This window comes from Shewanella sp. DW31 (assembly GCF_015767295.1).
GTDB classification, from domain to species: Bacteria; Pseudomonadota; Gammaproteobacteria; order Enterobacterales; family Shewanellaceae; genus Shewanella; species Shewanella oncorhynchi.
This window is the reverse complement of the sequence record NZ_JADWMP020000042.1, coordinates 1-7,198: the sequence shown is the minus strand read 5'-3', so window position 1 is coordinate 7,198 and position 7,198 is coordinate 1. Positions and strand designations below refer to the sequence as shown.

At 45.7% G+C, this 7,198-nt stretch carries 6 protein-coding genes and 1 rRNA gene; 2 read left to right on the top strand and 5 right to left on the bottom strand.

Going from position 1 to position 7,198, the window contains the following annotated elements; genetic code table 11:
* Together GWI56_RS21460 and gmhB are read right to left on the bottom strand one after the other, a co-directional pair.
* A 16S ribosomal RNA gene (locus GWI56_RS21460) occupies positions 1–66 on the bottom strand; the annotation flags it as partial.
* A gap of 647 nt (positions 67–713) precedes the next feature.
* Positions 714–1,262 carry a D-glycero-beta-D-manno-heptose 1,7-bisphosphate 7-phosphatase gene (gene gmhB, locus GWI56_RS21455; protein ID WP_198574014.1) on the bottom strand — a complete coding sequence of 183 codons (549 nt, stop codon included), beginning with the start codon at positions 1,260–1,262 and terminating at the stop codon, positions 714–716.
* A 467-nt stretch (positions 1,263–1,729) separates the two neighbouring features.
* On the opposite strand from gmhB, the gene GWI56_RS21450 reads away from it, so the two are divergent.
* Together GWI56_RS21450 and GWI56_RS21445 are read left to right on the top strand one after the other, a co-directional pair.
* Entirely contained in the window at positions 1,730–2,401 is a 672-nt protein-coding gene (locus tag GWI56_RS21450) for a GntR family transcriptional regulator (RefSeq protein ID WP_028760950.1), read from the top strand.
* A gap of 91 nt (positions 2,402–2,492) precedes the next feature.
* Positions 2,493–3,560, top strand: coding sequence for a ketoacyl-ACP synthase III (locus tag GWI56_RS21445; protein ID WP_028760951.1), 1,068 nt, complete (start codon positions 2,493–2,495; stop codon positions 3,558–3,560).
* A gap of 87 nt (positions 3,561–3,647) precedes the next feature.
* On the opposite strand, the gene GWI56_RS21440 is transcribed toward GWI56_RS21445, so the two are convergent.
* The 3 genes from GWI56_RS21440 to GWI56_RS21430 all read right to left on the bottom strand — a co-directional run bounded on the left by GWI56_RS21440 (position 3,648) and on the right by GWI56_RS21430 (position 6,980).
* Entirely contained in the window at positions 3,648–4,241 is a 594-nt protein-coding gene (locus GWI56_RS21440) for a lecithin retinol acyltransferase family protein (protein WP_198574013.1), read from the bottom strand.
* Positions 4,242–4,444: 203 nt separating this feature from the next.
* Entirely contained in the window at positions 4,445–5,131 is a 687-nt protein-coding gene (locus GWI56_RS21435; protein ID WP_198574012.1) for an exonuclease domain-containing protein, read from the bottom strand.
* Position 5,132: 1 nt separating this feature from the next.
* Positions 5,133–6,980, bottom strand: a complete 1,848-nt coding sequence (locus tag GWI56_RS21430; RefSeq protein WP_198574011.1) for a DUF294 nucleotidyltransferase-like domain-containing protein — start codon at positions 6,978–6,980, stop codon at positions 5,133–5,135.
* Positions 6,981–7,198: the final 218 nt, after the last annotated feature.

Sequence of the window (7,198 nt, the reverse complement as noted above, 5' to 3'; positions counted from 1 at the left end):
CTCGACTTGCATGTGTTAGGCCTGCCGCCAGCGTTCAATCTGAGCCATGATCAAACTCTTCAATTAAAGTTTTGTTGTTTGACTGACGTCAAACGGCTCAATGAATTCTACTGTTTTGATTCGCTTTGCTCACTAAGAAGCATCACGTTTCAATTCATACATTACTGTATGTACATATTACTATGAACACTCAATCACCCTTCCTGTAAGGAGAATGACTTGAAAACATTGATTTAAATTTTTGACTGCCAACCCGAAGGTTAAGCAGTTTCGATTAACTCAACACCTGTGAGTGTCCACACAGATTTGCTTGATAAATTGTTAAAGAGCATGGTTAGCAGCTTATTCAGCGTTTAACCCTTGACCCCGCTGGGTCAGTGGATGCGCATTATAGGGATGTCAGATTTTACCGCAACCCCTTTGGCGCGAATAATTACGAAAAACGATTCAAGCGCACATTTTTTAAACTAAAAGTGTGTTTTAACGCCAATATTATCGAATCTATGCTGAATTAAGGGCAAAGATGAGATTAATCCAGCGCTAGAAATGACAAGAGCCAACCTATTGGTTAGCTCTTGTCATGTTAGATCACTTTTAACGCAAGCTTCCATTCAACAAGAGCAACAACCCACGCTACTGGCTACTGTGATAGTAGCTACTTGAGATGAACTTATAAGCAAATGTTTATCTACTTATAAGTAGTAGCGTAACGACTAGCCTAGGCTTTTTAAGTAAGCTGGCACATCGGCAATACTGTCGAGTACCACAGTGGCATCACTGTCATCGGCAATAACCTTACCACTGCGCACTAATATACGAGTAGTCACGCCCGCCGCTTTCGCTGCCTGCATATCTTCGGCTTTGTCGCCAACCATGACTGAGTTCGCTAAGTCGATTTTTAAGAATTGCGCCGCATCATTGAGCATACCCGGCTTAGGTTTACGGCAATCACAATCAACCTTATATTCCCCTATGCCTTTCTCGGCATGATGCGGGCAATAGTAAATACCATCGAGCTCGACCCCTTTGTCGGCAAAGTTCCAATCCATCCACTCCGTTAAGCTGTGGAATTGGTCTTCAGTGTACATGCCACGGGCAATACCGGATTGATTAGTGACAACAACTAACTTGTAGCCCATTTCTTTTAAAGAGAGGCAAGATTCAAACACACCGTCAATATATTCGAAGTCATCCACTAGGTGGACATAACCATGGTCTTTGTTAATCACACCATCACGGTCTAAAAATACTGCTCGACTCACTGTAATACTCCCAAATCGCCTAAGGCGTTATCACGCTATTATTCCATTCATTATCAGAAATTGCACCGCGAAGTTATGCTTTTAGCGCTAAATTGCGCGTTAGTGATATTTCGTGGCTGTACAGGCAAATCTCTATGTACAGCTTGTGTCTATGCGAGATAGCAATTGTCCCACCAAATCAGAGTCCAAAAAATCCAGCAGTGAAATGTGTAATGGCACTGTTTTAATCAAAATACTCAATCGAAGAAGCTGAACAGCGTTTTTACAAATAATTGCCACCGTTACCATCGAAGCCGCTCGCAAGGAATGCGCTTCAAATCGTAAGAGAAAACCACAAAAGCCCCCGTCTTTTGGGCATTATTAGTCTCTTAGATGCTGCACTCAATCAAGCATTTCCCTTTATTTGTGGTGTTTTTAACGGTAATCTTGGGCAAATAACGAGAACATACCCGAAATAGACGGAAATAATGAGTCGAACTACGCCTATCGTCCACAAAACCCGCACCCAGTTAGTTGTGGAAGTGCTCAGAGAGAGAATTCTTTCAGGTGACATAGCCGCAGGAGAACCCCTCAGACAAAGTGCCTTGGCTGAAGCGTTAAATGTCAGCCGTATTCCGGTGAGAGAAGCGTTATTGCAACTCGAAGCTGAAGGACTCGTTAAGTTTGAGCCCCATAAAGGTGCGACTGCGACAGTTTTATCCGTCGAACAAGTCACCGAACTCTTTGAATTACGTGCAATGATCGAAACCGATCTGCTTGCGAAAGCGATCCCACGACTTCAAGAGGCTGATTTAGAAAAAGCAGAACGTGTACTCGAGCAATTGGAGTCGGCCTTCAAACATGAAGATGCCGTCGCCAGTTGGAGCGAGTTGAATACGCAATTTCACACTTGCTTATATCAGGCGGCTAATCGCCCACACACCCTTGAGGTTGTTCACGGCCTCAATACTAATTGTGATAGATACATTCGTTTGCAGTTATTGCTCGCGGGGGGAATTCCTGCCGCAGAGCATGAGCACAGGGCTTTGCTCAACCACTGCAAACTGAGAGAAACAGAAAAAGCGACGGCGCTACTGCGTCATCATATTCTGCATGCCGCAATGACAATTCGAGATCTCGTCGCCAAACAGGTGGTCTAGATCACGGACGGCCATTAGAGTTGCCGATAAGCTTTGTTGTCGATTCAAGGCAGCGCTCAGGTTCTGCCTTTTTTATTTGAGAGAAACCACCATGCAGTACGCCACTATCACAGGTTGGGGCAAATGTGTTCCACCAGCCACGCTGACCAACGATGATCTTGCTACCTTTATCGAGACATCCGACGAATGGATCAAATCTCGCACAGGGATCAGCCAGCGCCATATCAGTCATGTAAATACCTCTGAACTTGCTTCAGTTGCAGCACAACGTGCGCTCGCAGCAGCAGGTATTGATGGCAGTGAAATCGACATGATCATTCTGGCCAGTGCCAGCCCAGACACTTTGATCCCAAATATTGCATCTACTGTACAAGCTAATATTGGCGCCAGTTGTGCTGCATTCGATATCAATGCTGCCTGCAGTGGCTTCTTATACGGCTTAGGTTTAGCCAGCTCACAAATCAAGAGTGGCCAGAGCAAGAAAGTATTAGTCATTGGTGCTGAACGTTTATCTTTCTATTTAGATTGGTCGCGCCGCGAAACCGCAGTGCTATTTGGTGATGGTGCGGGTGCCGTTGTGGTTGAAGCGACAGATGTTGCCGGTGGCGTGCTCGGTTATGAGCTGAATAACGATCCTGAAGGTCGTGATATTCTGAAAGCGGGCTTTGGCACGGCGATGGACAGATTCTCAGCCGACTCATTAGACTTTTTCATTGAATTCGATGGCCAAGAAATCTTCAAGCGTGCGATTAACGGAATGAATAAATTGAGCACTAAAGTGCTTGAAAAATGTGGTGTTGATAAGGATGAAGTGGATCTCGTGATCCCGCATCAAGCCAACGAACGTATTATTGATACCTTAGTTAGCCGAATGAAAATCCCGAAAGAAAAAGCCTTCGTGAACATCGCTAATTATGGCAATACCTCGGCGGCGACGATTCCAATTGCGATTTGTGATGCGTTAGAACAAGGCATTATCAAGCCGAATCAAACCATACTCTCTTGTGCCTTTGGCGCAGGCTTAACCTCTGCCGCACTCTTGCTGCAATGGGGAAATCGCGTCACACCTATCAATATCAGTGATGCCGAGTTACCGCCTTGCGATAAAACAGGCATAGAGTTAGTCAAACGCGCTGTAGATTATTTTTGTAAGCCGTAAACGGTTTTTGCAAAACGATTACATAGTGTTTCACTAAAACAAAAAGCCATCTTAATCGATGGCTTTTTTAGTATATGACTACAGAGCTTATTCATTCAGCTTGCTAATGATCATCTCATCCCAATAGATAGCTTGATTAAAGTGTTCGGCGAGTTTTTGATTTAACTCATTAAAGCCTTTAATCACGCCTTCGCTGCCACTAATACAAGACCAGACAAATCGATGGCAATTATTGTCGAATAAATCGTATTCCCGATACTGATAAATCGCCTGTTCAGCGCGGGGCAACACAGAATCGGCAATAAGAGGCTGATGTTGGTGATTACAGGCAAGATAGATTTGGCTACCGGTCCGTCCCGCTAAAAAACGCTTTACCGATACAGCCCGCACCAGCCCTGAGCCATGTAACTCTACGAGGCAATCATCACCAAGCCAAATACCAGTATGCTCAATCACACCAAAAACATAACAACAGACGATACTGCCTGGGATTGGCGCAACTTGTTTTAATCCCTCTTGCCATTGACTCGGCGGTGCCACCATAGCGCGATTGGCAACGGGGTACTTAGGGGCCTTACCGAGTAATCTGTCACGCTCAAGTTGCTGACGCTTCTCGCGCTCATCGGCCAGCAAAACCGCACCGATTACGGCACCACCCACCCAAAGTAAAGGTAACGGCATCATATTCTCCTACACACTCAAGTTAGTAGAGTGAAGTACAAGTTGGTTGGATTGCCAAATCAACGGCAGGTTGAATTTGAACAGAGGATTAAATGTCAACTGAGTTTAGCTTGTCAGTGATTAACCTAAGATGAAATCAAGGTGAAATCAATCCATCTCAAATGGATTCACTCACCACAAAGAGTGATTTCTGTTAACACTGACTAAGTCGATTTTTGCAATAAATCAGCCACGGTAAGCTTTGCCGCACCGCCCATAGCGGCCATTTGCGCGAGTAATAATTCTCCACAAGCTAAGGCATCGGTCAGCGCGCTATGGGCCGTATAAATGGGTAAACCATAACGTTCGCGACAAGCACCAAGACGCAAGCTCCCCTCTTTAATCACTGAGTGCTCCCGTAGTAAACGGTGCTTTTCAACCATTAAAGTATCAATTGTAGGTAAAACAAGGGCTTGATGATAAATCGTCAATAAATCCTGCTGTAAAAAACGACAATCTAAAGGGGCATGATGTGCCACCAGCACACGGCCATAGGTTTGATTGATAAACCAGCCCATGGCTTCCTCAATGGTGACAGCTTGCACCAAATGATTATCAAGAATGCCGTGGATCGTCGCGCTTTGGCCTACGCTGCCGCGAATTTGCACTAACTTTTGCTCGGCGCGTACCAACGGGATCTCACCGCGCTCAATCGGCACCAATCCAATGCTGAGAATTTGATCTTGCTGCGGATTGAGCCCTGTCATCTCCAAATCCATCGCCGTTAACGGCGCTTCGGATAACGGCATTGCCAGCAGAGGCAACAGCGACTGATAATAGCCTTTAAATAAATGATGTTGGCAACGCAGCGCCCGCCAATTGAGCTGAGTTTTCAGCAACAATGTATTCATATCAAAAGCTTCGCATAAATTTCATCTTCATCCCCGCCTGCGCCTCATGTACGACTTTAAAAGCGTCACGTAACTGATGACGAACCAGCGAAGATAAATGCCCAGGCAGCAAATAATTACTCACCTCTACCCCTTGATTATATTGATAACCTTGGTTCGATAACCGCATATGGGCGATAAACTCGTGGGCATCAGCCAAATTGAGCGCATCTTGTCGATTGAGAATATTCGCATCCATCAAGGCACGAATACGTTTTGCAGTATTCACTTCTTTAATGCCCGCAGACAAGGCATAAACACGGGCAATATCGTTGATCAATGCATTGCCCTTATGTTTCAAATCTATGCCTTTAACTTCGCTACCATCCCGTTCGAGTACAAATTTGCGGAAAAATCCTAGCGGCGGCGACTCCACCAGGGAATTACCTGTCATACCCGCGAGGAAAATATCGTTATCGTGGGTTTGAGCTAAGACTTTATCCTGTAAGGCATCAAAAAGGGTTTGTGGACCGTAAACCGATCGCATATCGAAGAAGATGCTGGCGTGCATTAACGCCTTAGGCTCAGGCGTTATGACCCATTTTTCAAATACCTGTTGCCACTGTTTGAGTGACATCCGCCATTGGGGATTTTGCGCCATAATATTGCCGGGACAAAATTCATAACCGCATTGGTCAAGCCCTGCGCACACGGCATGGGTTAAGGCATCAAAATAACCTTTAGCAAAATCATCCATCTCTTCTGCGACTAACAAGCCATTATCTTGATCTGAACACGCAGCCTGATCTTGTCGTCCCTGCGAGCCAAATGCCAACCAGCAAAAGGCCATGGGCGGTTCACCGAGTAATTGCTGATTGAGCACAATTAATCGCCGCGTCAGCGCATCGGTGACAGAGGTTAACACTCGGCCAATTTCTTCAGCTCTAGCATCGGCACTAATAAGATTTTGCAGCAATAGGGGAATTTGCTTACTGACACCAATTAAACTGGCAAGATCCTGCTGCCGTTCAATCTCACCAATCAACAGTAGCGGTTGTGAGCCCTGCCCGCGCAAGATGTCAGTACTGGTCACCATACCGATAGCTTTATCTTGATCGATAATAGGTAAGTGATGAATGTTATGCTCACTCATCAGCAGCATGGCTTCAAAAATCAATGCATTGGAGGAAATCGAGATAGGTGAAACCGTCATGGCTTGATGCACAGCAACGTTGCCATCAAGCCCTGCAGCTAACACGCGATTACGCAAATCCTTATCGGTTAAGATGCCAACCAATTTATGATTATCCGTCACCAATAAGGACGATACTCGGCGATTTCGCATCAAGAGTGCCGCCTGAGTCACGCTAGCTTGGGCATCAATAACGATGGGAGTGGAAGACATCAAGGTACTTATCCGACTTGTGGTCGTCAGATCCTTTGCCTTAAAGCGAGCCTCATGGCGTAAACGCTTTGCGAAGGCGCGGGTAAAAAACTTATCGAAGTGACGACTCTCACTCCTAAGGCTATCAAACAAGGCTTGGGGCAGATGATAAACTAGACCGTCTTCAAGAATAGCGACTTTATTAACGACTTTTTCCCCTGATAACAAAGTAGAAAAGCCAAAAAACTCACCCTCGCCCACTCTATCCACCAACACGCCGTCAGGATCGCGCACTTCAAAGGCGCCGCTTCGCACCATATACAACTTAGGCGAATTCGCGTCGAAATTAACATAACCAGAGGCCTTGCTGTAATACCCAACAGTAACAGCCTTAGCGCAGCGCACAACAACATCCTCAGGCAGAGCATCAAAGGGCACAAGTCCCTGTAGAAATTGCACTACGGGTTGTAACTCACTGGCATTCATAGGCAACACCTTCTTTAGGCGAATTTTTACTGAGATGTCATCACTATAGCCTGCATTGTCGCTACGCTACATTCGACTAAAGTCAGCCGCAAGCATAATAAAGTGACTCCCCACAGAGTGATAAAGGCAGGCCAAAAGAGGCAGTAAAGAATCCGCCTTCTTAGAAGGCGGCTTTGACTTGCCCCTGGAAGGGGCTATTCCAAGAACCTACATCATCT